General features: G+C 39.4%; 27 protein-coding genes and 2 riboswitches. Of the genes, 6 read left to right on the top strand and 21 right to left on the bottom strand.

All coding sequences use genetic code 11. From position 1 onward, the window contains the following. Positions 1 to 5 precede the first annotated feature (5 nt). From B4U37_RS08025 to B4U37_RS08010, 4 genes are all read right to left on the bottom strand, one after another. On the bottom strand, positions 6 to 1,088 hold the full coding sequence (locus B4U37_RS08025; protein WP_010193236.1) for a Ger(x)C family spore germination protein: 1,083 nt from the start codon (positions 1,086 to 1,088) through the stop codon (positions 6 to 8). Beyond that, complete coding sequence (locus B4U37_RS08020; RefSeq protein WP_342746500.1) at positions 1,075 to 2,184, bottom strand: GerAB/ArcD/ProY family transporter; 1,110 nt, start codon at positions 2,182 to 2,184, stop codon at positions 1,075 to 1,077. The genes B4U37_RS08025 and B4U37_RS08020 overlap by 14 nt, the downstream gene beginning before the upstream one ends. A gap of 15 nt (positions 2,185 to 2,199) precedes the next feature. Beyond that, on the bottom strand, positions 2,200 to 3,723 hold the full coding sequence (locus B4U37_RS08015) for a spore germination protein (RefSeq protein ID WP_010193232.1): 1,524 nt from the start codon (positions 3,721 to 3,723) through the stop codon (positions 2,200 to 2,202). 144 nt (positions 3,724 to 3,867) lie between these two features. Then, positions 3,868 to 4,194 (bottom strand): hypothetical protein, encoded by a 327-nt coding sequence (locus B4U37_RS08010; RefSeq protein WP_010193231.1) that lies wholly within the window; start codon positions 4,192 to 4,194, stop codon positions 3,868 to 3,870. Between the two features lie 204 nt (positions 4,195 to 4,398). Between B4U37_RS08010 and B4U37_RS08005 the strand changes: the two genes are divergently transcribed. Further along, complete coding sequence (locus B4U37_RS08005; protein WP_029326354.1) at positions 4,399 to 4,890, top strand: sigma-70 family RNA polymerase sigma factor; 492 nt, start codon at positions 4,399 to 4,401, stop codon at positions 4,888 to 4,890. A 194-nt stretch (positions 4,891 to 5,084) separates the two neighbouring features. Here B4U37_RS08005 and B4U37_RS08000 read toward each other — a convergent pair whose 3' ends face one another. Continuing rightward, positions 5,085 to 5,279, bottom strand: coding sequence for a hypothetical protein (locus B4U37_RS08000; protein ID WP_010193229.1), 195 nt, complete (start codon positions 5,277 to 5,279; stop codon positions 5,085 to 5,087). Between the two features lie 846 nt (positions 5,280 to 6,125). Between B4U37_RS08000 and B4U37_RS07995 the strand changes: the two genes are divergently transcribed. Further along, a complete protein-coding gene (locus tag B4U37_RS07995; protein WP_088017801.1) occupies positions 6,126 to 6,308 on the top strand; it encodes a YkvS family protein in 183 nt (60 codons plus the stop codon). 53 nt (positions 6,309 to 6,361) lie between these two features. Here B4U37_RS07995 and B4U37_RS07990 read toward each other — a convergent pair whose 3' ends face one another. The 7 genes from B4U37_RS07990 to queC all read right to left on the bottom strand — a co-directional run bounded on the left by B4U37_RS07990 (position 6,362) and on the right by queC (position 11,346). After that, positions 6,362 to 6,676, bottom strand: a complete 315-nt coding sequence (locus B4U37_RS07990; protein ID WP_088017800.1) for an AbrB/MazE/SpoVT family DNA-binding domain-containing protein — start codon at positions 6,674 to 6,676, stop codon at positions 6,362 to 6,364. An 82-nt stretch (positions 6,677 to 6,758) separates the two neighbouring features. Continuing rightward, entirely contained in the window at positions 6,759 to 7,427 is a 669-nt protein-coding gene (locus tag B4U37_RS07985; RefSeq protein WP_088017799.1) for an oxidoreductase, read from the bottom strand. Between the two features lie 59 nt (positions 7,428 to 7,486). Continuing rightward, the gene (locus tag B4U37_RS07980; protein WP_088017798.1) at positions 7,487 to 8,500 is read right to left on the bottom strand and encodes a DUF3231 family protein; all 1,014 of its coding nucleotides are present in this window, start codon (positions 8,498 to 8,500) and stop codon (positions 7,487 to 7,489) included. Between the two features lie 506 nt (positions 8,501 to 9,006). Continuing rightward, positions 9,007 to 9,504, bottom strand: coding sequence for a preQ(1) synthase (queF, locus tag B4U37_RS07970; RefSeq protein WP_010193224.1), 498 nt, complete (start codon positions 9,502 to 9,504; stop codon positions 9,007 to 9,009). A 17-nt stretch (positions 9,505 to 9,521) separates the two neighbouring features. After that, positions 9,522 to 10,241 (bottom strand): 7-carboxy-7-deazaguanine synthase QueE, encoded by a 720-nt coding sequence (queE, locus tag B4U37_RS07965; protein ID WP_088017796.1) that lies wholly within the window; start codon positions 10,239 to 10,241, stop codon positions 9,522 to 9,524. Next, on the bottom strand, positions 10,241 to 10,678 hold the full coding sequence (queD, locus tag B4U37_RS07960; protein WP_088017795.1) for a 6-carboxytetrahydropterin synthase QueD: 438 nt from the start codon (positions 10,676 to 10,678) through the stop codon (positions 10,241 to 10,243). The genes queE and queD overlap by 1 nt, the downstream gene beginning before the upstream one ends. Beyond that, positions 10,675 to 11,346 carry a 7-cyano-7-deazaguanine synthase QueC gene (gene queC, locus B4U37_RS07955; protein ID WP_088017794.1) on the bottom strand — a complete coding sequence of 224 codons (672 nt, stop codon included), beginning with the start codon at positions 11,344 to 11,346 and terminating at the stop codon, positions 10,675 to 10,677. Before queC ends, queD begins: the two co-directional genes overlap by 4 nt. 128 nt (positions 11,347 to 11,474) lie before the next feature. Further along, positions 11,475 to 11,520: riboswitch (PreQ1 riboswitch) on the bottom strand. Between the two features lie 111 nt (positions 11,521 to 11,631). Between queC and B4U37_RS07950 the strand changes: the two genes are divergently transcribed. Beyond that, complete coding sequence (locus tag B4U37_RS07950; protein WP_088017793.1) at positions 11,632 to 12,963, top strand: DUF2254 domain-containing protein; 1,332 nt, start codon at positions 11,632 to 11,634, stop codon at positions 12,961 to 12,963. Between the two features lie 71 nt (positions 12,964 to 13,034). On the opposite strand, the gene B4U37_RS07945 is transcribed toward B4U37_RS07950, so the two are convergent. From B4U37_RS07945 to B4U37_RS22355, 3 genes are all read right to left on the bottom strand, one after another. Then, positions 13,035 to 13,493 carry a hypothetical protein gene (locus tag B4U37_RS07945; RefSeq protein WP_034774361.1) on the bottom strand — a complete coding sequence of 153 codons (459 nt, stop codon included), beginning with the start codon at positions 13,491 to 13,493 and terminating at the stop codon, positions 13,035 to 13,037. A gap of 17 nt (positions 13,494 to 13,510) precedes the next feature. After that, a complete protein-coding gene (locus tag B4U37_RS07940; RefSeq protein WP_088017792.1) occupies positions 13,511 to 14,275 on the bottom strand; it encodes a hypothetical protein in 765 nt (254 codons plus the stop codon). Positions 14,276 to 14,397: 122 nt separating this feature from the next. Continuing rightward, positions 14,398 to 14,517: a DUF6254 family protein gene (locus tag B4U37_RS22355; protein WP_010193219.1), complete on the bottom strand. Its 120-nt coding sequence runs from the start codon at positions 14,515 to 14,517 to the stop codon at positions 14,398 to 14,400. 108 nt (positions 14,518 to 14,625) lie between these two features. On the opposite strand from B4U37_RS22355, the gene B4U37_RS07935 reads away from it, so the two are divergent. Together B4U37_RS07935 and B4U37_RS07930 are read left to right on the top strand one after the other, a co-directional pair. Beyond that, positions 14,626 to 15,231: a CPBP family intramembrane glutamic endopeptidase gene (locus B4U37_RS07935; RefSeq protein ID WP_088017791.1), complete on the top strand. Its 606-nt coding sequence runs from the start codon at positions 14,626 to 14,628 to the stop codon at positions 15,229 to 15,231. Positions 15,232 to 15,295: 64 nt separating this feature from the next. Continuing rightward, positions 15,296 to 15,697, top strand: a complete 402-nt coding sequence (locus B4U37_RS07930; RefSeq protein ID WP_010193216.1) for a hypothetical protein — start codon at positions 15,296 to 15,298, stop codon at positions 15,695 to 15,697. A gap of 204 nt (positions 15,698 to 15,901) precedes the next feature. Here B4U37_RS07930 and B4U37_RS07925 read toward each other — a convergent pair whose 3' ends face one another. From B4U37_RS07925 to B4U37_RS07910, 4 genes are all read right to left on the bottom strand, one after another. Beyond that, positions 15,902 to 16,954, bottom strand: coding sequence for a YkvI family membrane protein (locus B4U37_RS07925; protein ID WP_088017790.1), 1,053 nt, complete (start codon positions 16,952 to 16,954; stop codon positions 15,902 to 15,904). Between the two features lie 81 nt (positions 16,955 to 17,035). Further along, positions 17,036 to 18,241 (bottom strand): homoserine dehydrogenase, encoded by a 1,206-nt coding sequence (locus B4U37_RS07920; protein WP_088017789.1) that lies wholly within the window; start codon positions 18,239 to 18,241, stop codon positions 17,036 to 17,038. Continuing rightward, positions 18,229 to 19,311 (bottom strand): homoserine O-acetyltransferase MetX, encoded by a 1,083-nt coding sequence (gene metX / locus B4U37_RS07915; RefSeq protein WP_088017788.1) that lies wholly within the window; start codon positions 19,309 to 19,311, stop codon positions 18,229 to 18,231. Before metX ends, B4U37_RS07920 begins: the two co-directional genes overlap by 13 nt. 16 nt (positions 19,312 to 19,327) lie before the next feature. Then, positions 19,328 to 20,647, bottom strand: a complete 1,320-nt coding sequence (locus B4U37_RS07910) for an O-acetylhomoserine aminocarboxypropyltransferase/cysteine synthase family protein (RefSeq protein ID WP_088017787.1) — start codon at positions 20,645 to 20,647, stop codon at positions 19,328 to 19,330. A 71-nt stretch (positions 20,648 to 20,718) separates the two neighbouring features. Beyond that, positions 20,719 to 20,832: riboswitch (SAM riboswitch) on the bottom strand. 321 nt (positions 20,833 to 21,153) lie between these two features. On the opposite strand from B4U37_RS07910, the gene B4U37_RS07905 reads away from it, so the two are divergent. Further along, on the top strand, positions 21,154 to 23,286 hold the full coding sequence (locus B4U37_RS07905; protein WP_088020216.1) for an ATP-dependent Clp protease ATP-binding subunit: 2,133 nt from the start codon (positions 21,154 to 21,156) through the stop codon (positions 23,284 to 23,286). A 607-nt stretch (positions 23,287 to 23,893) separates the two neighbouring features. Here the strand turns inward: B4U37_RS07905 and B4U37_RS07895 are convergent. Then, positions 23,894 to 24,226 carry a hypothetical protein gene (locus B4U37_RS07895; RefSeq protein ID WP_088017786.1) on the bottom strand — a complete coding sequence of 111 codons (333 nt, stop codon included), beginning with the start codon at positions 24,224 to 24,226 and terminating at the stop codon, positions 23,894 to 23,896. 79 nt (positions 24,227 to 24,305) lie between these two features. Continuing rightward, the gene (locus B4U37_RS07890) at positions 24,306 to 25,217 is read right to left on the bottom strand and encodes a polysaccharide deacetylase family protein (protein ID WP_088017785.1); all 912 of its coding nucleotides are present in this window, start codon (positions 25,215 to 25,217) and stop codon (positions 24,306 to 24,308) included. Positions 25,218 to 25,231: the final 14 nt, after the last annotated feature.

Genomic DNA, 25,231 nt, shown 5'->3' with positions numbered 1-25,231 from the left:
CTGACCTATTCGGTAGTACCTGTGCTGATAAGTCTCACATCTGCATCCACTTGTACCGTTAAAGTTGGATAGGTCTCTTCTTTCCATTTTTTATAGTCAAATCCCCTTTTTCGAGATTTCGCTTCATATCCTAAGCCAATCGGGTCTACACCTTTTTCCTGAAACTCTTTTATCATGGATTCTGTTTCTTTGATGATTTTATCTTCCAACAACTTTTGGAACTCCTTTAGTTCCTTAGGAGTGACTTTATTACCGGTATATTCTCTAACCGCTCCATCCATTCTTACTATTATTTTAATAGAAGGAGTGTCACCTTCCCATTTCACTTTAATTTTTCTATCTGTCTTAATACTTCGTATAGAAACGAATTCTTCTTTTCCGTCCACTCCCAAGGAAACGGTACCATCGGAATGTTTGTCCACAAGTGTTTTAAAATAAAATAATCTTTCATTTGGAATGGTCATTTCATATTTATCTTCTTTCATTACTGCCACTCCAACAATTTTTGCACTATCTTCTGTTTTCTTTAAAATAGGTAAGTTAGGGTCTTTCCCTTTTTGAAAATAATCTGACAGGAAAATGTGCATGTTCGTTTTCGGAACGTCTCTTCTGTCAATATTGTGTTTAACAAGATTAAACAGATGATCACCTGTTCCCCTTGTACCAAGGTTTTGCTCTAATAATTCCTTTGTCTCGCCATCCACAATTGCCAAGTATAAACCTGTTCCGATACTTGCATCTCTTTGTAAGCCATCGACAAGTTGGATGATCCCCTTTTCTGCCATCGCTTTGTTGAACAAAACTAGTTCTAAGCTACCGTTGACAATCGGTGCAGACGATTCTTTCTGTGCACTCCTTAATATATCCTTATTTAATTGGGAAACCGCAGTAAATGTTTCAGTTTCGATCTTTTTATCAGCTTGATATACTGGTACTACGAAAGTACCCAACACTTCTTTCTCTCCAATCAAATCAAAGCCTTCTACTGATTCAATATTAATGTCATCTACGATTTCTTTTTCCAGGCATCCTGTAAGAAAGAGACACATTGAGATTGAAATAACCCAGTTAATATTATGTTTTCTCATCTTCTTTTTTCCCCCTTCTCCAATGCACAAAAGTAATAACTAGAAATAACAACGGAATATACACATAGCCCATATAAAATCCGACTTGTCCCATATAGGAGTTTAAATCATTAATCAATTTCCTATCTTCAAATTGATTCATGATTATAAAAACGATAGTTGTTATTATAATTAAGCTGGTCCTATGTTTCAGTTTGGTCATTCTTTTGGCAAGCCTGCTAGCACACCATAAAAACAGACACACATTTGGAAGGATAATAAGACACCAATTGGCAATTCCGATATATTCTACACGTTCTACAAAAGGAAGCTCAATGATTTTCCAAATAGAGAGCGTTGCCCATATATTTTTTTGCAGCTTCCCTTCACTGAAATAGGCAAACGTGATTAGTGCAAATATTAGATAGATGGATGAAGTGACAAAAACTCCTAAATGAGCCCACTTTTTGGATTGTTGCGGTTTGCTTATAAATGGATAGAACATCAATAGTGTCTCAAATCCAAGCATACTTAAAGTCATATCCCTGCCTGACAGAAAGATGTCTTTAAGTGAATGATCGAATATTGGTAGCAAATTTCGAAAATCTGCATATTCAAGCGGGAGGACAATAGTTATTAACAGATAAGCGGGTAGCATAACACCCAAAAAGGCTATCCCCGTGATGACTCGAAATCCGCCTGTTATTATGTAAAACACTAGGAGAAGAAATAATAATGAAAAAAACCACGTGCTTAAATCTGGAAATAGCCAAACTTGTACCACCTCAATATATGTTCGTAGCACGGTTACAGCCGTCATGATATAGTAGAAAACAAAAAAGAGGTTAAATAGGTTACCTATCCATTTACCAAAAGCCATTCGATGAGCACTCGCCAAATCTCCGTTACTTTTTTCACAAATTTTGTAAATCATGTAAACAATGATGTGTGTAAAACCACCAAAGAGGATAATACCCATCCAAGCATCGTAGCCGGCAGACATTGCAATAACCCGTTGATAGCCAAGTGCTCCTACTCCAAACTGTGTGCTATGAATTAAGTAAAACACTAAAAAGGATGAAACTTGGAACTGCTTTGGAATTTTTTGCAATGTCATGCCTCCCTTCTTATTTCAATATTCATCAATATCCTTTTTGGGTTTTTTTCGTATTTTCGCCATTCTTTGAGGTTTATTGGTTCTTAATTGGCCAGGCCTTTCTGTTTGCATCGAAAATGGTAGCCGTAACAAAGCATCCTTCATATCTTTCACTCTAGGAGGGTAAATCGGTTCCAAGTAAGGCCTTCCGAGAGATGTCAGCCTTAACAAATGCGCTGCCAAAATACAGAAGCAAAACACAATCCCTAGCAATCCCCATAATTCTGCAAACAATAGGAAGGGGAACCTCAACAGTCGGATTGTATTACCCATTTTATAAACAGGGGTAGTAAAGGATGCTAGTGCAGCAAGTGCTACGATAATTAACAGGACGTTACTCGTCAAACCAGCTTCAACAGATGCGGTCCCAATAACTATCCCACCCACGATACCGATTGTCTGGCCAACTTTTGTAGGAAGTCTTGCTCCAGCTTCCCTAAGTAATTCAATAGTTAGTTCGAGAAAAATCGCTTCTAATATAGGTGGCAATGGAACCTCACGTCTAGAAGAAATCAACGTGCTCAGTAGATCTTTGGGAATCAATTCATAATGATAGGTCAAAACTGCAACATAGACTGGGGTTACCAAGATGGAAAAGGCAACACCGAACAGCCTGATAAGCCGAAAAAAGGAAGAAAGCCAATAACTTAAATAATAATCTTCGAATGAAGAGAAAAATTCCACAAGCGTTGTAGGTCCAATGAGTCCATGAGGAGATCCATCCACCATGATCACTACTTTCCCCTCCGTCAAAGCCGACACAATCCGGTCAGGCCTCTCTGTATCCAGAAGCAGCGGAAATATTGTGTTACCGTTATCAGATATTAATTGTGTTATATAGGAACTGTCATTTATATGATCGAATTCCACCTCATCAAGTCTTTGGATGACTGTTTGCACATTTTCATTATCTACAATTCCATCTAAATACATGACACCCACTCTCGTCCTGGAAATGGTGCCTAACATTTTCTGTTCAACCGTTAACATCGGACTGCTTAAACGCCTTCTAATAAGGTTTATGTTAGAATCTATATTTTCAACAAACGATTCTTTAGGTCCTATAACGCTGAACTCAACCTCTGGCAAAGAAACTGCACGGGTTTGGACAAATTCCGATCGGACTAACAAGCCTTTTTTGTCCTTCTCACCAATCTGTACAAAAATAAAGCCTGTTAATAACTTTTCTCTTATTTCCTTCGGATCGGAGCTAATGGTCACTACTTCTATTGGTAAAATATTTTTTAATTCTTGTAAATTGCTCCATGGGCTAGTAGAAATCCTATGTAATATGTCACGATGCAGGAAATCAGTATCCACTAATGTATAGTAATAGTTAATCCAAACCTTCCTGCTTCCATCATTGGTCTGATTTGTAAACCTCAAAAAATCAACAGATTTCTCCATTTGTAATAATAATTGTGTAACAGACATATCCTCTACCTTGTTCGATGTTTGGCTGCTTTTAGGTGTAAACAGTTTTTTCAGTAGGTTTTTCATTGAACTCCCCCCTTTCTATGGAAACAATGGACGTCACAATTCTCCTTTTATTTTTCCTATAAAGTTATGTAATATACCAGTAGTTAAATGGAGGCAATAATGAAGGGCATAAAAAAAGAGCCCTATTTGGACTCTTGAGTACTGCTATTTTTGTGGTTTTCTAATAATCTCAACCACATCGAATATACGAATATGATAGATGTTCTTATCCACATCTTTAATGGTAAGTTTATTCGCTTTATAGCGGAAAGATTGTATACGACCAGTAACTTGGATGACGTCTCCTTCAAACCAGATCGACATCTTGAAGATTTCCTTTGCCATATACATATGACGTAATAACTTTTTTATATATTGAATATCCGGAATGTTTTCCGGGTATAGTAAAAATCCTTGTACTGTCCGGTCGGCGTCATTTTTCCAAAGATACATTGATTGATTCGCTAGTTTATCCTCTTTTTTATGTTCCATGGCAATTACCCCTTTTTTAACATTATCGTTGATACTCTCTTACAGGTAACCTCCATACTCTTCATAACATATAACTATACAAGCCATATGCCACTGCTACTTCACAGTTTATTCCTCATATCTTGACATGTCAACTAAATAAACGGCCACTATAGTAAAGATACCGGTAATAGAGAAAAGCTAGCTTTTCGTTAGGAACTCCTAATGAAACCAACTTTTGAAGAGGTATTAAATCAGTACACTCCCATGATACACCATATCATTAAGACTTTGAATATATACAAAGAGAAAGATCGTTACGTTCATGAGGCAACCATTGCTTTATGGGAAGCCTTCTGTTCACAGAACTGCAGAAAAGGTTCATTTACTTCTTATGCATATTCATCAATACGCGGAAAATTGCTTAATCACTTAAAAAAAGAGGTGAGATGGGAAGATACACACATGTTTATGGAGGCGATGCCGGAAGAGGGGATTGATTTTACTGGGGACTCTGTAGATGTGGGATTGGAGGAGTATACTCGCCATTTAACGGATAAGCAGCGGAAATGGGTGGAAGAGTGCATTATTAAAGGAAAGAAGTTGGATGAAGTCGCTAGGCAGGAGGAGGTTACGGTAAGTGCTGTTAAGTCTTGGCGGGCAGAGGCGCTTAAGAAACTTAGGAGGGAAATTAATAAGGTAACACTTAACAGTTGATCTTCGTTTCAGGCACTTCGCTTTCCATGGGCGGTCCGGGAGCCTCCTCACAACGCTTCAGGGGTCTCCCCTGTCCCTTCCTCCCATAGGACAAGGAAGGCTCCGGCAGCGATTCATCGCACGAAGAAAATGCGCTAGCATTTTCAAGGAGTCTTCGTGCCTTCCACTGCGATCAATTTGGTTTTTGTATCCACCTAGCTTCTTGCTTCTTGCATGTATTGGTATACTACTTCACCTTTGTGTTTGGCAATGCCTCTGTAGTGTTTGAAGTCTTCACGGGCAACCAGCACTTTACGAAAAATCATAAAATCCTCTTTTGTAATTCTATATTCATGAAGCTCTCCATTTTTAAGCTTGTCTAATATTTCTGCTGCTAAATTTTCATTCACAATTATCACTCCATCTTTCGAAATACTACTCTTATTTTATCACTAACAGCCTAATGTGAAAATAAACAGAAAAAAATCGCTAACGCGAGCTAAAACCACGTCCCAAGATCATAATCTCTTGGAACGTTTTCTCGGTTTTCGCACAGCTTTGAAATATTGACCTTGGCCGGATCTTTCCTTTGCGTTCACCTTTGACTATTTCAATAAAATCCCTTGTCACCAAGGGCTTTATATTGGCGATGAGGACCTCTCTCTTCCCGATTTCTCGTCACTGAGGTCTTCAGACGAGCAATGAGGACTTCTCTCCTCCTGATTTTTCGTCACTTAGGTCTTCATACGGGCGATGAGGACTTCTCTCCTCCTGATTCTTCGTCACTGGGGTCTTCATACGGGCGATGAGGACTTCTCTCCTCCTGTTTTCTCGTCACCCAGGTCTTCATACGGCGATGAGGACCTCTCCCTTTCCAATTTTTTGTCACCACCGAGGTCTTCATCCCGACGATCAAGAATTACTTTGCAGATTTTCCACAATTCAATTATTTTATAATTTCCTAAAGAATAAAAAAACCCCTTCTAATGAAGGGATTCCATGGGGGATAAGGAATAAAATGAATGGGGCAATTAGGTAGCCCTATTATTATATATGCACCCTACCGGGTAACGGTCACAAAGTAAAAATAAAATAAATTAAAAGAAAATTTAGAAAAAATAGCATGAAACTATTTACGTTTCTGCAAAAATAATGCAAACTGTATGTAACACTTTTTAAATCCACTATTTCACAAAAATAAAAAAGCCAGACAGAGAGATTACCTGTCAGTGAACTCTATTTAGGGGGAGATATCGTTGAAAAAAGCAGAAGTGGGAAACATCATAGAATTTCGTGAAGGTCTTCAAGGTGTGGTAGAGAAAGTAAATGAAAACTCTGTCATAGTGGACCTTACTTATATGAACAATTATCGTGATTTAGAATTGGAACAACGAACCGTGGTAAATCATAAAAACTATAAAATTGTAAAGTCATTATAGAACTAAACCTAAAAAAGACTTCTCCAATTCACACCTGGGAAGTCTTTTTCATACTAGCCCGTTTCCTCTTCTAAAATTTCCAGTATAACGGCAGTTCTTTCTTTATCAAGTCGAACAGAAAAATGTGTCTCTTCATTAATATTCAGATTACGCCTAATTTCAATAGGAATGTTTACCTTTCCGTTATTGGAAACAATGGATTCATTATAAATGTGTTCTTCATTTATCGGTTTCATTACTAATCCTAAAGGTTGTTCCATTATCATCAGTACATCGCCATCGGAAATTTCAAGTTGTTCTCTAATTGACTTGGGAATGGTTAAATGGCCAGATTTACGAATTCTTCTTAGCTCTTTCGTTTGGCTCATAGTGGACACTCCTATTTTTTATTTCTTATTCCCTGCTACGCTGAAATGAAAACGAACTTTTCCTATAAAGATAGAATAAGGGTCAAAGGTCACCGATTTTAGCAATTAGGTTTGATTCCACAATATGAACACCATCTCTGCCGTCCTTTAAGAACCTCACCATTGCTTTTGCAACTGTTTGTCCATGAACAGAACGATATTTTTGTAACTTTCCGCGCAATAAGGGTTGAATGGCAGTACCTAACACTTCTCCAACCCTTTCTCCTAATCTAAATTCATTCCGATCTCCGAGAAGTAAGGAAGGCCTAAAGAAATACGTAGCCGTAATCCCGACAGCTGATACTGCCTGTTCCATCTCCCCTTTTACCTGGTTGTAAAAAAATCTAGAATTTTCATCTGCCCCAATTGCTGAAACTACGGCAATTTTGGTTACACCGTTTTCTTTTGCGAGACGTGCTGCTTCCACTACATAGTCGTAGTCCACTTTACGAAATCTCTCTTTTGTACCTGCTTTTTTCTTAGTTGTCCCTAAGCAAATAAATAGATCATCCACTTTGAAATGTTCCTTATAGACAGACATATTCTCGAAGTCGATCTTTACTTCCGTTAGTTTAGGGTGCATCTTATTGGTATCGTTCCTTACAAATGTCGTAAGATGTGCGTAATCAGAATTTTGCAAAATCTCTTCCTTTACGTACGCTCCTACCAAACCTGTTGCTCCAATTAAAAGGGCGCTTCTTTTTGAGTTCATGAATGGTTCTCCTCTGCCTTTGTTACTTACTTTATAACAGAATTACCGCTTTCCTACAACTATTCACGCTCTTTAGACAGTTCTTCCCTATCAGCAGAGGAAGGAGGTTTTTCCATCCAACGATTAGTAACCATGATGTCTGCACCAGATTTTGCAAGTAATACCGACTCTGAAGATAGCTTTTCATATTTCAGCGCAATATCCGTCCGCTGACTCGCAGACGATGCGGTCGCATAATTCCCAATGCCAGCTGCCACCATTAAGCTATTATGAAACATCATCAACTTATCAGAAAAAGGAGGGATGTGTGAAGCGGTTACAGAATAATCTGCTGCCATCGGTGCTTGAATATCATCCTTTAACAATATATCAACAAAAGTTTTTATGTGTGTATGGGCCATTTGTTTAGCTTTTACCATAAACTCACGTACTTCCTTGTTGACAGCTGTCTGGGAAAATGCCGTACAAAGAAGCATTCCAATTTGATTAGTTTCAATATTCATACTTAGGTGCGTCACTTCGATTGTATTTAATGTACGCTTGTTCACTAAAGGATTTAAACCGCTAAAATATTTTTTGTCATCCACTAAATAAGCTCTATCAGGAATAACCGTACTAGGTTTCTTAATATATAAACCTCTTTCTAATAGCAGATCCGTTGTAGTATCAAATATCTCGATTGTTCGCTGCATGAATGTCGTATAAAGCGTTCTGATATCTTTCCTTGATATGGCACTAAGACTTGCCCCATATGTAACCATTCCGATTTTGGCCATTTGTAAAACGTAAGCTAGTTGGAACGTATCTGAAAAGAGTCTAGGAGCTTTAAGATTTATGTCGTTTTCAGAAAAAGCTAACGGAAGTGGGTATTTCTCCTTCCAAAAAATTGCCTTCAGTTCATTCTCATTGGAAGATGCTACATCATAAACTTTTGCAATGATTGCTCGAATTTGCTTATCCTCTACAGTTTCGAGGAAGTATCTTAAGACACATGCTGACATGGAGTTGTTTAGGTAAAGTGTCCAAAGTGTGCTGGTTTCTGCGCAGGACCATTCTGTTGTATGGTTTGTCATTTTTGTCCCCTCCTGTTTATTGCTATTATTTTCAATTGGGAGGGATTTTAGTATAAGTTTCTGGTCCTTTTTTATCTAAAAAATTTAGTTGTTCCGTTGATCACCGCTGTTCCTTTCCGCAAATGGCTTCGCTTTCCTAGGGGCGCTGCTGGAGCCTCCTCGGCACGCCTGCGGGGTCTCCACCTAGCGCTATCTCCCTCAGGAGTCTTCGACATATGCTCCAATCCGCAGCTGTAAATAAAACTAACTTAAAGTTAATGCAATTACGGTGAACTCGAATGGATTTTTTTTCATTAACCCCACGGTGAATGATAATATCTTGTTAATTGGAGTGGAAGGCGCGCAGACGCCCGCGGGAGGAAGGGACAGGTGAGACCCCGCAACGGAGTGAGGAGGCTCACGGACCGCCCGCAGGCAAGCGAAGCGCCTGGAACGGAAATCAACGGGACTATAAACTTACCACTAAAAAAAGAAAACACAACGGGAGCTGTGTCTTCTTGGATGGATTATCTGTTATCGATTTTTTCTGGGTATAGGTCGTGGTTCATAAGGCGGTACTCGGCCATTTCTTCGTATTTCGTGCCAGGTTTTCCATAGTTGGTGTAAGGGTCGATGGAAATTCCGCCGCGTGGAGTGAATTTACCCCATACTTCGATATAACGCGGGTCCATTAGTTCAATTAAATCGTTCATGATGATATTCATGCAATCCTCGTGGAAATCTCCATGGTTACGGAAGCTGAATAGGTACAGCTTCAATGATTTGCTCTCCACCATTAGTTCTCCCGGGATATAGCTGATGTAAATAGTGGCAAAATCCGGCTGATTCGTTTTGGGACATAAACTTGTAAACTCTGGACAATTGAATTTTACAAAATAATCTCTGTTTGGATGTTTATTTTCAAAGGTTTCCAACACATCCGGGGAATAGTTGAACAAATAACTTGTCCCTTGATTCCCTAGCAATGTTACACCTTCCAATTCTGAATCTTTTCTTCCTGACATATTCACTCTCTCCTTTATTAAACTCCGCGCTTATTGCCCCATACTAGTGTGTGCAATTGCGGCAACACGCGGACATTATTCATTTCATCATCATTCATTACCTGATCAATCAACCACTCATACTTAGCCAACAATTTGCTGATTAACATTTGATCATCTTCTGTGGTTGTATCATCATTTCCTACTTGTACATAAAAAGCTACATCCGGATATAACTTATGGATCTTTTTCGCATAAGTCAAATCGTCCTCATCAAATACCACTACTTTTAGAGAAACACTACTGTTTTTAACTCTTTCTAACAAATCACCAAGTATAGAAAAGTTGGTATCCATCTCGGAGCTTGGCGGTTTTGGAGAAATGGTTAGATCATCTATTTCCGTTAGCCAATCCTGCCATTTGCTTCCTTGTGTTTCAAGCGCCACCTTAATATCGTTCTCATGAAGGAGTTGTACAAGTTCCCCGATATTCTTTAAAAGGGCTGGGTTTCCTCCAGAGATAGTTACGTGATTAAAGGCTTTCCCACCTATTTCAACCAACTGCTCATAAATCTCTTCAGGTGACATCATCACTATGTCATCCTTTGCGCTGCCATCCCATGTGAAAGCGGAATCGCACCATGAACAGCGGTAATCACAACCAGCCGTTCGGACGAACATCGTTTTCTGGCCAATGACCATCCCTTCTCCTTGGATGGTAGGGCCGAATATTTCAAGAACTGGAATTAGACTGCTCATTACTTTTTCCCCTTCTTAGGACGGTAAATACAATAACTTGTCGGCGTTTCCCTTACATACACTTGAAGACAGGTAGGTTTGGAAGGAAGAGTCTCCAAATGCATTTCTATCGTTTCCCACATCGTTCTTGCGACCACTTCTGTTGTGGGGAAAAAATTCGGATCCTGGTCATTGAAGACGTCTTTATGATCATTTAAGACTGTGTGATCAAATTTATCGTGCAAAAGTTTTTTTAATACTTGAAAATTAACAAGAAAGCCTGCCTCGTCCAAATCGTCTCCTGCCACTGTCACATTGACAAAGTAAGTATGTCCATGTAGCTGTCTGCATTTCCCTGCTGCATCTGTTGGAACAAAGTGTGCTGCTGCTATTTGCATATCCTTGTTTAACTCATAGCAGAAATCATGTTGTACTTGTGGGTAAATTTGTTGCATCATGAGGACACAACCCCTTTATTTTTTTTATCAAGGTAGTCATCCAATCCACGTTTTCTCAGTTTACACGCAGGGCACTCACCACATCCGTCTGCGATAACCCCATTATAGCAAGTCAATGTTTTTGTCCTTACAAAGTCTAATGCGTCAAGATCATCTGCCAATTCCCATGTTTCTTCCTTGTTCAACCACATCAAAGGAGTATGAATGACAAATGGGTAATCCATAGAAAGGTTTAACGTCACATTCATGGATTTAATAAAAACATCTCGACAATCCGGGTACCCGCTGAAGTCTGTTTCGCAAACTCCTGTCACAATATGTCTCGCACCAATCTGCTTTGCTGCTACAGCTGCAAAGGAAAGGAATAGCAAATTTCTTCCGTCTACAAACGTGCTTGGCAATTCACCTTCTTTTTCTTCTATTTCAATATCATCTCTAGTAAGGGCATTTGGTGTTAATTGTCCTAAAAGGGACATATCAAGAATGCGGTGTTTTACTCCAAGTTCTTTTGCAATACTTGTTGCACAATCAATCTCTAGTTCATGTCGCTGTCCGTAATGGAATGTGACAGCTTCCACTTCATCAAATTCCTTCATTGCCCAAATCAGGCAAGTAGTGCTGTCCTGCCCGCCACTGAACACGACCATCGCTTTTTCCTTTTGCTTCATCGTGTCTTCACTCCTTTAATCATCTATATCTATAGTCATACAAAAAACGCTAACCAAAAATAATGGAGGCTAGCGCATAACATCAGAGAAAATAAAAAAACTATATCCTAAGGAATATAGTTTGGTATCTGTCCTTAGTTTTTTATAGAGGGTATTTGCTAGAACCTCTCCTGACACCATTATCGGCGTAAGACTTTATTCAATTTAACTTTGTTACTATAACATATTTTCTTTCAAGTTTCTACTTTTTCTTCTAGAGTACTTATTTTTTAAGGAGTGTTAAGCATGGCACGTTCAGCTAGTCTTTTACGTATGAGAACAAGCTTTTGGTATTTACCCTCTTTTTATGGGACATTTGCATTCTTCCTGGCAATCGGGACATTATTTCTTGATAATTACTTACTTTCATCTATAGATGCAGAGAATCAAATACCAGCCATTTTTCTTTCAGACATCAATTTGTCTCAAATCATTCTCAGCTCCATTGCATCGTCATTATTAACGATGACCACCATTACATTCTCTACCATCTTAGTGGTGCTGACCACCTACCTTTCTGAATTTTCTCCACGGGCATTGCAAAACTTCATAACGGACCACTCCACCCAGAGGGTACTCGGAATATTTACAGCAGGATTTATTTATTGCATTATTTTACTCCTTTTTTTAAAAGAAACGACAGAAGATCAGCTATTCCTTGTTCCTACATTTGCAGTTGCAATTGCTATTCTTTGCTTAATTGTATTCGTCTTCTTCATCCAGCATGTCACCACGTGGATCCAAGTGAGTAATTTACTCCATAACATCACCGTAGAAACGATGGAATGCATGGAAGAATTGTTTGAAGAAAGTGATGCCTCCATTCACGACGCGCCATGGGATGACTGGGAAAGTCAGGATATTTCTACAAAGGAACCAGTCACTATCATGAGCAAAGAGCCTGGTTATGTTCAGTACATTGATGTCGATGCCTTGGTTAAAGAAGCTTATGATTCAGATTGCATTGTCCGTGTCGAACGGCAACAAGGGGATTATATCAATGAGCATACACCGCTTCTTTCCGTCTGGGGGTCAGGAAAAAAGATTGATAAAGATTCCTTCCGAGCTTTAATAACTGTCTCCATAGCTCGAGCACCTTTAGAAGATGTGGAATTTGGTATTCGAAAAGTAAATGAAATCGGAGTAAGGGCGCTTTCGTCTGGCATTAACGATCCAAGCACAGCAGTTCACTGTATCGAGCAACTTGGAACTCTACTTTCAAAACTGGCATCTATGCAAGGGCCACAACCCTATTTCAACGATAAGTATAGAAACTTGCGAGTGATTGTCAAAACACCGGAATTTTTTGATTATCTTGATATTGCGTTCTCCCCTATCATTCGTTATGGGAAAACAGATATAGATGTTATTACTTCTATTATTCACGTACTAAAGATTATCTCAGATCATTCACCTGAATTTCGAAAAGAGTCCATTTGGAAATATACAAAACATACAATAGAATCAATTAAAGACGAAATATATTTTGAACTGGAAAAAGAACGCTTGAATAGATGTTTGAAAGAACTCTGTTTTTCCCTCGGACATGGAAAAGAGTTTGAACGTGTTTGGATATAAAGTTTCTAAAGGAATAAAAGCGAAAAACCAATCCCTCTCTCCTGGGATTGGCTTTTTAACTATATAATGTTTTACCTTTCTAAAATTCCGACACCCAGCACCATGTTATTCCACAATATATCCTCAATTCTTTCCTGACGATCTTTTGGACATTGAATCATAACGATAATGTCCGCATCTGATCCACGCTTCCTAAGTGCTTTTTCACTTTTTTTAGTAAAATAATAATCAACTAAAAAACCGAACACACCACCGAATACTAGTCCGAAAAGTCCCCAGAGAATGGGACCGAGATAAAATATATACCCATAAATAACCCCTAAAAGCATAAAGATGATTCCAAAGATAGCAGCTAGATCGATTAAACTCCTCCCATCTGAACGATGCATGGAGTCAATCGCTTTCGTTTGATATTTAATCTTATCGAGCGGAACAACTAAGATATGCTCTTTCGTTAGTCCCAGCTCTTCTAATTCACGTAATGTAAGTTCCATTTCCATGTTGTATTTAAATGTCGCGAAAATGTACATTACTTTCCAGCTCTTTTCTATATCGGCATTTTAAACTGAATATCCTGGTATTTTTCTTTTAATTCTCTTGATATATATTTATCAATAAATTTATTGAGCTCCACTGCACTCACATAGGAATCATAACCGGCAAAACAATAAATTGACGGGACGAATAAAAACCATTGCGGTACTAAAATATCGGTAGCTCCTTGGAAATTTCCGACCAGTGTCATGTGAATGGCTGGAAATACGTTTGCTTGATATGTAATAATCAACCACCATGTTAAAACAAAAATAACAGACAAGACTCTTGTTACATATAGATTTCCTAACCCAGGAGTCAATAAAGACCAAATAATCGCAAGCAATGGGTTCTTTTTATCAAGGACGTTAATCTCAATAGAAGATGTATTCTTGATGAGTAACGGAAAACCTTCATGATAAGCTAACGTATAATGTTTATTCATTTCTATGGTAAGGCGGTAACTGTCCCAAATAGAAAATACATACATGCACACATATAAAATGATCCAATGTTGGTCTAACACAGCAATTCCTTCTTCAAACCTCCCTGTCATAGAGAGGTATATAGCTTCATTTAAATGAGCCAATGAATTAATTACGACTTCCCATGTAATTAAAATAAATGCTGTTAAATATTTCGATAACATAAAGTGTCCAAACCCTGGAAATACCGCACCCCACCAAGCCACGACAAAGGGCTTGCGATAATGCAAAATACTTGTAGTATAAGGACTTAAGATGGCAACATATCTCTTTTTTTCATGCTGAATCCCCATACTCTAAGCCTCATTTCTGTAATATCTTCCAATAGTATGCTTTTATAACCCCTACAATATACCCCTAGCTCATATAACAATAGAGGTCATCCCTATAGGAAGGAATGACCGGCAACAATAAATTATTTATTTTTCCCCGCTTCATCTGCTAGTTGTTCAAAACTCTTCACTTTACCGTGTTCATTTTGCGATTGCTTTCTCACTTTTCTTTGTCTTTCTTGTTGGCTTTTTGATTGTGTCATGCTTCCATCTCCTTACATAATTTAAGTGTTTCTTTGATAGTATGTTCGTTTATCATAAGAAGCTTTCCTGTTAAAATAAGGTCAAGCACATAATTAGGAGTAAATAATATGAAAAAGACTCTTTCGTTTTTAGTTTTAGCAAACTTCTTACTTGCTATTAGCTTTTTGCTAACAGATTATTTTTGGATGCTGTTTCCTGTCTCGCTATTCATCCTTATTTTAGTAAGTATGAAAGATAAGAGATTTACTCGTCTTAATAACAGACTTTTTTCTTTACAAGATATTTCGTATGGAATCTTAACAGGGACGATCTTATATGGGGTATTTTTAGTTGCTTACTTAATACTGAAAGTACTTCCCTTTCCGCTCATTACGTTTGTGGAAGAATTATATTTGATTGTAGGCCCACGTAGTTGGTGGCATTACTTAATGTTGGTTCTAATTATTATTCCAGGAGAGGAAATTTTCTGGAGAAGATATCTTCAATCTAAACTAGTAAATAGATACGGCATGTTAGTAGGGGTTATAGCAGGGGCATGTTTGTACGCATTGGCTCACACGTGGACAGGCAATCCCATGTTGGTCGCCGCAGCAGCAACGGCAGGTGTTGTTTGGGGTGCCTTATATGTATGGAAGAACTCCCTTACTCTTGTCATCATTTCCCACCTTGTATTTAATTTATGGTTACTTGTTATTTTCCCATTAAACTTTTGATATCCCTTTTGGAAATTATAAGGTAAAATAAATACTTATTATGTATTTCAGGAGGGGAAATATCATGGATGCTTTGTATTTATTTGTTATAGCCGCTGTAATTGCAAGCTTTGGGATCTCGATTGTTTTACGCTCCAGTATGGAGAAACTTGTGTTAGAGCCAGAAACCTTTGGACAAATCCAATCTAGATTCTTCATTTATGTAGCTGTCATTGAAGCACTTCCAATTATCCTTATTGTCTTCGGCTTTATGACATTGATGGATTCCACTGTTAACTTATTCATCCCAATTACAATTGTGGCAGTGAGTGTACTAGTGAACTTTATTCTAAACTTAATAAAAAAGAATGAACTTGTCAGCGGTGCACCCGCACTGCAAGAAAAACTTATGACATTCTTCCTAATCGGCAACGTCCTAATGACCGCCATCCCAATCGTTGCCATCGTCGCTACATTCGTACGATAAGAGTTTTTTGAGGAAGTGAGCCGGTTAGTAAAATATCCGTTGAAGATACCTAACCACCCTGTTGATTGGAGCAAATGGCGTAGACTCCTGCGGGGGAAGAAGCGACATTGTTGAGACCCCGCAACGAAGTGAGGAGGCTCAAGGTCGCCCCGCGGAAAGCGAAGCCATTTGCGGAAATCAACAGGGAGTTTATCCATATCCCCCTCACTTCCTCACCACCAACAACACCAAAAACGCCATACTCACATACCCAAAAAACGGATACAAATGCTCAATCAAACTGCCATACCCAATCTGACTAATCATATAAATAATACTCACCAACACAACCGTCACCAAATACCGCGACACATTCAACATACTCTCCAACTGCCGCTGCAACCCAAAAATATCACTAACAACCGATGTAAATATCTCCCCATAAATCACAAAAACATAAATGCCAAAAAACGAAAGCATACTCAACTTCACCACTTCCGCCATCGGGATCTCAAACGTATGAAACTCTGGAAGCGAAGCAATTGATATATGACACGTCAATAAAATAAAACACAAGACAAGTCCCCCAATGAACCCGCCACGTTTAATGACCCAATCATCCTTTGCTTCCGTTGCCAGCGGAACAAGAACCGGCTGTGCCATTGCTAGATTGAATGACACATACATAAACGGTGCCAACCAACCCTTTAAACTGTCCTTTACAGGGTCCAGGCTCAAAAAAGATAACCCATTTTCTGCAATGGAGTTTCCAGCAATGATAAAACTGAAAATAATCATAACCGGAACCACAATAACATTAACCCCAACCAATCCTTTTACACCAAAAAGAACCACACAGACAGAAAGTACAACCGTTAGGAGCAAACCGAGCTGAAATGACCATCCGAGTTGTTCCTCAAAAACTGCACCAGCCCCCGAAAGCATGACTGCTCCCACACAAATCAAAATGACCAACATAAAGAGATTGACAACCGTTCCCGCAGACATACCAAATAAATATTCATTAAACTCTTTATAGGAATTTGCCTTGATCCTCTTGGAAATCAGCATCATCTTTGTCCCAAGCCAAATAAATAAAAACCCACTCATAAGTATCGTAATTAATCCGATCCACCCGTATTGCGTAAAAAACTGAACAATTTCTTTCCCTGTAGCAAAACCCGCACCTACAATGGTGCCTACATACACCGCCCCTATTTGACAAGCACTAAGCCAGCTGCGTTTCACGATTGCCACACCCTCTTCTCCCTTAAGCATTCCACCAAAATAAAACCAGCTTGTCACATATATATGAGACAAGCTGGAAAGAAAGAAGAGAGAATTGTACGAGCTATTAGATTATACGTTAACTTTTTCAACCCTATGTTGATAATTACCTTTAAGTTCAAAGTAGGCCAGCAATGGGTTTTCTAAAAGAATCCTTTCCACTTCTTCTGTTTCAACGACAGCCGCTCTATCAGATAGACGAGCTAAAACTTTGATATCATAAGGAACTTCTAATTTTTTATTCTTATTAAAAAGTACCCACTTAGAAGAGTTTGCAGCTTCCTCCTGATACACTACGTAAGCTGGCTCTGAGTTAACAGGGCGACTAATCTGGATAATGTCTTCTAAAATAGCACTAGCTGTTGGGTACATACCCGCTCCAGGTCCTTGCAGTTGAACATTACCAACAAGATCAGTCTCTATGGAAACCGCATTTTGCACTCCATCGACCTGATAAAATGGGTGTTCAGTAGAAATCAACACCGGCTCCACCTTACACTGAACTCCTTTTTGTCCTTTAAATAACGTAACAATATGCCTGAAGCGTAATCCAAGTTCATCCGCACTTTCCACATAGTCTGCAGTAATGTCTGTAATACCCTTGCGTATGGTTGACTGCTCCTCTGGTTTTTCCCCAAAGATAAGCTGACTCAATACAACACCCTTGTAATAGGCATCATACCCCTCAATGTCATTAGATGGATCTGCTTCTGCATAACCGTTTTCTTGTGCAGCTCGTAAGGTTTTTTCAAAAGTATGACCATCTTTTCTCATGCTTGATAAGATAAAGTTGGACGTTCCATTTAAGATACCTTCAACTTTTCGAACACGATTCACCTGCAAAAGTTGCCTCAAGGTTTGTATTACAGGTACACCACCAGCTACTGTTGCCTCAAACCCTACCGTAACATCATTCTTTTTGGCTAGGGCAAGAAGTTCCTCTCCATGATGAGCAAACATTTCCTTGTTCGCAGTCACCACATGAATTCCTTTTTCCAATGCCTGTGTTAAATAGGTGTGTCCCGGCTCACAGCCCACAATAGCATCTACTATTACATCCAGTTCCCCAATATTCAAAATTTCTTCGAAGTTTGTCGTAAGTAAAACTCCATCCTCACGAGATTGTTCATGTTTCTCTAGATTCTTCACAAGGATTGCCACCACATTCACACTTTTCCCCAATACCTGTTCTAACCTTGCTTGGTGAGATTTAATGGAATAATGAACGCCTTTGCCTACTGTACCAAACCCTAGGATGGCAATATTTAAATGAGACATTCTGTCACTTCCTTTTTCTCTAATATGTTTTTGACATGATGTCCCCATTTTTCAAATTCCACAAGAAACCCGTCATGCCCGAACCTAGTTTCAACTTGTACATAGGCCGCATTTTTATTGCGTTTTTTTAGTTCTTTAAAAAATGCCTCTGCTAAAGTTGGTGGGTAAAGAAGATCCCCGGAAAAACTGAGCATACAAACTTTTGCTTTCACTTTCTCAAGCGCTTTTTCCCATCCTCCTCTTTCAAACCCTAGATCAAATTGATCCATTGCCTGAAGAAGAATAAGATAGCTGTTTGCATCAAAACGTTTAGAAAATTTCTGGCCTTGGTATTTTAAATAGGAGTCAACCTGATATTCTATATCAACTCCTTCTTTCCTTTCCCTGTTAAACCGGTCATTAAATAAGCCTTCCGAGCGGTATGTGACCAACCCTACCATTCTCGCTATCTCCATCCCTTTAATAAGAGTCCCATCAGGATAGTTTCCGTTATCCCACAGAGGATCTGATTTTATCGCATGCCGGCCAATTGAATTGTATGCCAAGGCATAGTCTGTAAAATAAGGGGTCACCGCCATTGGGATGAGGATTTCTGTGAAGTTAGGATACAAATGTCCCCATTCAAGCACCTGCATTCCACCGAGCGATCCCCCGATAATAGCCTTAACACGATCAATTCCTAACTTTCGCAAGGCTTTAAACTGAGAATGCACCATATCTCTGATTGTCACGGTAGGAAAGGCTGCGCCGTACTTTCTATTTGTCTCAGGGTTTATGCTTATCGGCCCTGTACTGCCACTACAACCGCCAAGAACATTCAACGTAATAACTTGGTACCTGTTCGTGTCGATATATAAATCAGGTCCGATAAATTCATTCCACCAACCAGGGTTTTCTTTTGAACCGACAGAAACCTGATTTCCTGATAGAGCATGGCATATGACAATCACTTCACCCGTTGGATTTCCTTTTCTTTCATATGCTATCTCCACATCAGGGAGTTTTTTTCCGTTTTCTAAAAGCAGCGTTCCGATCGATACCTTATTGGTATGTTCCGTTTGACAGCTCACAAATGCCCACTCATTTCTATATGTTTTGACTGACTGCAGCTTGTTTGGATTTTCCGGTAGCAACGAAAAGTGCTTGATCTAAATCATGTTTCAGATCCTTTAGTGATTCAATTCCGACAGATAAGCGAATCAGATCTTCCGTTACACCGGACTTGATTAAGTCGTCACCCGATAGCTGCTGATGTGTGGTGGAAGCCGGGTGAATAATCAAAGATTTTGCATCCCCTACATTTGCCACATGGGACCAAAGTTTAATGCTGTCAATCGCCTTTCTCCCTGCATCTCTCCCACCTTTAATTCCGAAGTTTACAATGGATCCATTACCTTTACCCAAATATTTTCTGGCAAGTGTATGTGCCGGGTGATTTGGTAGTCCAGGATATGATACCCACTCTACTGCAGGGTGGTCTTCTAGGTACTTTGCTAATTCCAAGGCATTCTCGTTATGCTTTTCCACTCGTAAATGCAAGGTTTCAAGTCCCTGTAAAAGTAAGAATGCATTCTGAGGACTTAAGCACGCTCCAAAGTCTCTTAATAGTTGGACTCTTAGCTTAACAGCGAATGCAAGATTCCCAAAAGTCTGTGCATACTTGATTCCGTTGTAGCTCTCATCCGGCTCTGTGAATCCAGGGAAGTTTGGATGGTCCCAGTTAAAGTTCCCCCCATCCACCACTACACCGCCAATGGTTGTTCCATGTCCGCCAATCCATTTAGTGGCAGAGTGAACAACGATGTCTGCTCCCCACTTGATAGGATTGCAAAGGTAAGGGGAAGCAAAGGTGTTGTCAATGATCAACGGAATATAGTTATCATGAGCGACCTTTGCTACTGCCTCTACATCCAGTACGCGTAAGCTCGGGTTTCCAATAATCTCACCGAATATCGCTTTCGTTTTCGGTGTAATGGCATTGCGGAAATTCTCAGGGTCTGTTGCATCTACGAATTTCACCTTAATTCCATACTTAGGCAGTGTTACAGCAAAAAGATTATAGGTGCCCCCATATAAATTTTCCGCTGCAACAATTTCATCTCCAGCATGCGCAATATTTAAAATGGCAAACGCTATTGCTGACATTCCAGAGCTTGTCGCAACAGCAGCTGCCCCTCCTTCTAAAAGAGCCAGTCTTTTTTCTAACACATCTACAGTCGGATTCATGATTCTAGTATATATATTGCCAAATTCATTTAACGCGAAAAGATTTTGAGCGTGATCCGTGTTGTCAAAAACATAGGAGGTTGTTTGATAAATAGGGACTGCCCTTGAACCTGTTGTCGGGTCTGGCGTTTGTCCTCCGTGCAATAATACTGTTTCCACATCATAATTTGGTTTTGTCATCCTACATTCCTCCAATTTTCTATTTTCAACAAAATAAAAACCCCTTCCTAAGAAGAGGTTTAAAAATCCTCCTCTTATCTCTCAGGCTACTTCGCCTGCAGGAATTAGCACCAACTCAAGAAATTAAATTCTTGAAGGTTGCCGGACTTCATCGGGCCTGATCCCTCAGTCACTCTGGATAAGAGTTATTTAGTTGGTTAATACGTTAAAACATAATAGTTATATAATCTACGATATTTCTAAAGAGAAATAATTATTACTAAAACTTTTTGCAATTATAGCAACTGGAAAGCACTAAAGTCAATACAATATTCTGAACTTTTCAACATAACTTTCTGCTTCCACTAAATTCCTGAAAGCAAACTACTTGAAAGTCAAAAAAGGTCAAAGTATAATATCCATACAACCTACAAAGGTCAAAATAAGTCAAACTTTTATCAAAGGTGACATGTTTCCCTTTCAAAACAATGGAGCATCTCACACCAATATGAGGAGGTAGCAGAATGATGAAATGTCAAAAATGTGAAGTAAATAACGCAACCATTCAATTTAAATTTCGCTCTAATAACGAGCAGACACAACTTGTCTTATGCTCTTCCTGCTTTGAGGAAGTAAGAGCACAAATGACATCACCGACTCCAAACGGTTTTTTCTCTGACTTCCCTTTTGGAAATGGCTCCCCTAATGAGGAAGGCCACATAAACGGGAAAGCGCAAAACCCACCAATAGGAAGCAAAAAAGGTGAAAGCATTCTTGATGAGCTAGGTAAAAATATAACCAACATTGCCAAAACAGGGCTTATTGATCCTGTCATTGGCCGTGATAAAGAAATTAAACGTGTAATTGAAATTCTAAATAGAAGAAATAAAAACAACCCTGTTTTGATCGGGGAACCAGGTGTAGGTAAAACTGCCATCGTGGAAGGACTAGCTTTGAAAATTGTTGAAAGCGATGTCCCTTCCAAATTAAAAAACAAGGAAATTTATTTGCTTGATGTAGCCTCCCTTGTCGCAAACACAGGTATTCGCGGTCAATTTGAAGAACGTCTTAAACAAGTAATTGCAGAGCTACAAAAAAGAAAGAACGTCATATTATTTGTAGATGAACTTCACCTTATAGTTGGTGCCGGCTCTGCAGAAGGTTCTATGGATGCTGGTAACATTTTAAAACCTGCATTGGCACGTGGCGAACTCCAATTGGTCGGGGCAACGACTTTAAAAGAATACCGTCAAATTGAAAAAGATGCCGCACTTGAACGCCGTTTTCAGCCGGTAACTGTGAAAGAGCCTTCTACGGATGAGGCATTAAAAATCATCAAAGGTATTCAATCAAAATATGAGGAATATCACCAAGTTTCTTATTCTGAAGATGCCATTAAGGCATGCGTAGAATTATCACACCGCTACATTCAAGATCGTTTCCTACCAGACAAAGCAATCGATCTTTTAGATGAAGCAGGTTCTAGAAAAAATCTAACGCTAAATACGATTGACTTGGAGCAGATTGATGCTCGTCTGACTCAAATTGAGGAAGAAAAAAAGGCCGCATTATCGAAGGAGGATTACGAAACTGCTGCCAAATTAAGAGACGAAGAGGAAGAGCTTGAAGAAAAAAGAAATTCCAACGATCAAACGGATGCTGTGCGTGGTCAGGTGACATTGGAAGACATTCAACTCATCATGGAAGAGATGTCAGGAATACCAGTTGGTAAACTGCAGGCGGATGAACAGGCAAAGCTTAAAAACCTTGCAACAAACCTGAACCAAAAAGTCATTGGTCAAGAAGAAGCTGTTAACAAAATTGCAAAAGCGATCCGCAGAAGCCGTGCTGGCTTGAAAAGAAAAGAGCGTCCAATCGGTGCATTCTTATTTGTTGGTCCTACAGGGGTAGGTAAAACCGAATTGACCAAATCACTGGCTGAAGAGCTCTTTGGAACGAAAGATGCTTATATCCGCTTTGATATGAGTGAGTATATGGAGAAGCACGCAGTTTCCAAGCTAATCGGTTCCCCTCCTGGCTATGTCGGGCACGAAGAAGCGGGACAACTAACAGAAAAAGTGAGAAGAAACCCTTACAGCATTATTTTGCTGGATGAGATGGAAAAAGCTCATCCGGACGTTCTCCATCTGTTCTTGCAAGTGATGGAAGATGGAAGACTTACGGACAGTCAAGGAAGAACCGTAAGTTTCAAAGATACGGTTATCATCATGACAAGTAATGCAGGTGTGATGGATAAGAAAATCTCCGTAGGCTTTGAAAAACAGAACTTGCCTCAAACGGGATCCGTTATCGAAAGCTTATCCAATTACTTCAAACCTGAATTTTTAAACCGTTTTGATAGTATCATCGAGTTCTCCCAGTTACAAAAAGATCACTTATTGGCGATTGTGGATATTATGATTGGGGAGTTATCCGTAATGCTGAGCCAAGAACGTGATTGTGAACTTACAATTTCAGAAGCGGCAAAAGAAAAACTGATTGAGCTTGGTTATAACCCGGCATTTGGTGCAAGACCATTACGCAGAATTATTCAAGAGCATATCGAAGATCCCATTACAGACCTGCTATTGGATGGCGAGGCTCTTGCGACCATCCATGTAGATGTTACAGATAACCAAATCGGCGTAAACGGTAAATAACCTAAAAAAAGACTGTCCATATCGGGCAGTCTTTTTTGAATGATATAAAACTATAAGATCCAGTTGATTTCCGTTCCAGGCGCTTCGCTTGCCTGCGGGCGTCTACGCGCCTTCCACTACAATCAACAAGGTGGCTTCATTTATCTAATGGTTCGAAAACAATACGAACCCTAGTTAACTGAATAAGCATGTAGGCATCGCTTAGTTGGAGCAAATGGCTTAGACTCCAGCGGGGGAGTAACGGTAGGTTGAGACCCCTGAAGCGTTGGAGGCCACTGAAAAACCTAGTAACCAATCTTTTGGATAATTTATAGCTGTTGATTGGAGCAATAGGCGAAGACTCCTACGGGGGAGTAGCGACAATGTTGAGACCCCGCAGGGCGTAGCCGAGGAGGCTCAAGGTCGCCCCGTGGAAAGCGAAGCCGTTTGCGGAAATTAACAGCGGTGTCTTAAAAAAATCTAACATCAAAGACTTTTTCAGTGGCCAAAAGCGATGTGAGGAGGCTCAAGCACCGTCCCGCGGAAAGCGAAGCCATTTGCGGAAAGGAACAGCGACGATTAACCACTAACTATTGTTTTATGCTATAAAAGGACAATCGTTATTCACCTAAATGTCTAGTTCTTTGTTCAGGTCGAGTCCTAGTCCTCTTCTGTAAAAGCGAAAGCCTCTGCTTTTGAATTCAGGTATATAAAACTTCATCTTGGAATGCGCTGAATTTCCGATAAAAATCAAGTTGTACCTCGTATAACCTTGAAGGGTCAACAAACTAAACGTTTCCCTCCATTCATTATCCGGATCTATAATGCCATCCACTATTTCCTTTTGGATAATTTTTTCATTCATGATGGAATTGGCGTTCTCCACCTTGGTTTTCGATTGACACGCCGAAACATTAAAAAGCAACACAATGGAAAATACCACATGAAACATACAAGCCACGATACTAACCTCCCACCCTTATCGTGACCCTCTGTCTTCTCAATATGTGATTTCCAACCATTTGTTACAAAACTGTAATCTACTCTAAATCAAATTCATTTAAATGAACAAAACTAAAACCCTGTTCCAATAATACCAGCACTGCATCTTTAACTCCTTCTGCAGTCTCACTTTGTGGTTGGTTCATATGTAAAATGACGATGGAACCTGGTTGTGCTTTTAACATTTCCTGCGATACTTCCTCATTTGTAAAAGTTGCGCCACCATCCCCAATGACATTAAAGTTTACCACTTGAACCCCTAAGTCTTCTGCAATTTGGACGGCTGTGTCATCATAAAATGCCGTTCCCGAGCGAAAATATTGCGGGATTTCTCCTGTTATCTCAAATATTTTCATTTGATTCTCCATTATTTCATCTACTATCTCTTCTTGAGAAGAAGTACTCGAGATTCCCCATGCACTCCGAGGAGTGACAGAAAGCGGCTTATGTTCTGTACCATGATTTTGGATGGTGAAAAGGGGGTTTGCTGCAAGCTCCACAAAGGCCTCATACTGTTCATCAATCCACCTAGCATTGACAAAAAGATCTGCTTTAATGTCGTTTTCGATTAGGAAGGTTATTAATTCTTCATCATATCCGCTTCCATTTTCACCGCCGCATGCATCCAAAGTGAGGGCTATGACTTTTTCCTCTGTATTAAGCCTTGTTTTAACTCCTGTAACATACTCGGAAAATTGCGACGATTCACCATACATTTTTCCATTTACTTCTAATGTGAGATTCTCTAGCTCCTGTTTTTGTTTGTCTACTTCTAGTCTTTCACTATCTGTATTTTCATTTATTTCTTCTGCTGAAACTTCTTCTTGTGGTTCTTCTTGAACCACGTTGCTCTTATGATTATTCTGTTCAGTTACACTTGTATTTACGTTTGATGCACACCCCATTGTAACCAAAAGAAGAGACATGAAAACCACTAACTTTTTCCCCATTTATCTTCCATCCC

Origin of the sequence: Sutcliffiella horikoshii, from assembly GCF_002157855.1 — a bacterium.
Taxonomy (GTDB): domain Bacteria; phylum Bacillota; class Bacilli; order Bacillales; family Bacillaceae_I; genus Sutcliffiella_A; species Sutcliffiella_A horikoshii_C.
Note: the sequence above shows the minus strand (reverse complement) of the source record. Positions and strands in the feature narration are given on the sequence as shown.

Coding starts and splice junctions, on each gene's coding strand:
- B4U37_RS08025 (WP_010193236.1), bottom strand. CDS start 1,088: ATGAGAAAACATAATATTAACTGGGTTATTTCAATCTCAATGTGTCTC.
- B4U37_RS08020 (WP_342746500.1), bottom strand. CDS start 2,184: ATGACATTGCAAAAAATTCCAAAGCAGTTCCAAGTTTCATCCTTTTTA.
- B4U37_RS08015 (WP_010193232.1), bottom strand. CDS start 3,723: ATGAAAAACCTACTGAAAAAACTGTTTACACCTAAAAGCAGCCAAACA.
- B4U37_RS08010 (WP_010193231.1), bottom strand. CDS start 4,194: ATGGAACATAAAAAAGAGGATAAACTAGCGAATCAATCAATGTATCTT.
- B4U37_RS08005 (WP_029326354.1), top strand. CDS start 4,399: ATGAAACCAACTTTTGAAGAGGTATTAAATCAGTACACTCCCATGATA.
- B4U37_RS07990 (WP_088017800.1), bottom strand. CDS start 6,676: ATGAGCCAAACGAAAGAGCTAAGAAGAATTCGTAAATCTGGCCATTTA.
- B4U37_RS07985 (WP_088017799.1), bottom strand. CDS start 7,427: ATGAACTCAAAAAGAAGCGCCCTTTTAATTGGAGCAACAGGTTTGGTA.
- B4U37_RS07980 (WP_088017798.1), bottom strand. CDS start 8,500: ATGACAAACCATACAACAGAATGGTCCTGCGCAGAAACCAGCACACTT.
- queF (WP_010193224.1), bottom strand. CDS start 9,504: ATGTCAGGAAGAAAAGATTCAGAATTGGAAGGTGTAACATTGCTAGGG.
- queE (WP_088017796.1), bottom strand. CDS start 10,241: ATGAGCAGTCTAATTCCAGTTCTTGAAATATTCGGCCCTACCATCCAA.
- queD (WP_088017795.1), bottom strand. CDS start 10,678: ATGATGCAACAAATTTACCCACAAGTACAACATGATTTCTGCTATGAG.
- queC (WP_088017794.1), bottom strand. CDS start 11,346: ATGAAGCAAAAGGAAAAAGCGATGGTCGTGTTCAGTGGCGGGCAGGAC.
- B4U37_RS07950 (WP_088017793.1), top strand. CDS start 11,632: ATGGCACGTTCAGCTAGTCTTTTACGTATGAGAACAAGCTTTTGGTAT.
- B4U37_RS07945 (WP_034774361.1), bottom strand. CDS start 13,493: ATGTACATTTTCGCGACATTTAAATACAACATGGAAATGGAACTTACA.
- B4U37_RS07940 (WP_088017792.1), bottom strand. CDS start 14,275: ATGGGGATTCAGCATGAAAAAAAGAGATATGTTGCCATCTTAAGTCCT.
- B4U37_RS22355 (WP_010193219.1), bottom strand. CDS start 14,517: ATGACACAATCAAAAAGCCAACAAGAAAGACAAAGAAAAGTGAGAAAG.
- B4U37_RS07935 (WP_088017791.1), top strand. CDS start 14,626: ATGAAAAAGACTCTTTCGTTTTTAGTTTTAGCAAACTTCTTACTTGCT.
- B4U37_RS07930 (WP_010193216.1), top strand. CDS start 15,296: ATGGATGCTTTGTATTTATTTGTTATAGCCGCTGTAATTGCAAGCTTT.
- B4U37_RS07925 (WP_088017790.1), bottom strand. CDS start 16,954: ATGCTTAAGGGAGAAGAGGGTGTGGCAATCGTGAAACGCAGCTGGCTT.
- B4U37_RS07920 (WP_088017789.1), bottom strand. CDS start 18,241: ATGTCTCATTTAAATATTGCCATCCTAGGGTTTGGTACAGTAGGCAAA.
- B4U37_RS07910 (WP_088017787.1), bottom strand. CDS start 20,647: ATGACAAAACCAAATTATGATGTGGAAACAGTATTATTGCACGGAGGA.
- B4U37_RS07905 (WP_088020216.1), top strand. CDS start 21,154: ATGAAATGTCAAAAATGTGAAGTAAATAACGCAACCATTCAATTTAAA.
- B4U37_RS07890 (WP_088017785.1), bottom strand. CDS start 25,217: ATGGGGAAAAAGTTAGTGGTTTTCATGTCTCTTCTTTTGGTTACAATG.